Raw genomic sequence first — 266 nt, 5'->3', positions numbered from 1 at the left:
AGTGTGGCCGATCACCCTCTCAGGTCGGCTACGCATCGTCGCCTTGGTGAGCCGTTACCTCACCAACTAGCTAATGCGCCGCGGGCCCATCCTGTAGTGACAGCCGAAACCGTCTTTTAACATTCCCTCATGTGAGGAGATGGATTATTCGGTATTAGCCCCGGTTTCCCGGAGTTATCCCAATCTACAGGGCAGGTTGCCCACGTGTTACTCACCCGTCCGCCGCTAAATCAGAAGAAGCAAGCTTCTTCATCATTCGCTCGACT

General features: G+C 54.5%; 1 rRNA gene. It reads right to left on the bottom strand.

Features of this window, described 5'->3' with window-relative positions:
- Nucleotides 1-266: ribosomal RNA gene (locus tag PGC35_RS22130) — 16S ribosomal RNA — on the bottom strand; the annotation flags it as partial.

The organism is Psychrobacillus sp. PGGUH221 (assembly GCF_042055255.1).
In the GTDB taxonomy this organism is placed as follows: Bacteria; Bacillota; Bacilli; order Bacillales_A; family Planococcaceae; genus Psychrobacillus.
This window is presented reverse-complemented; position numbering and strand designations above follow the sequence as displayed.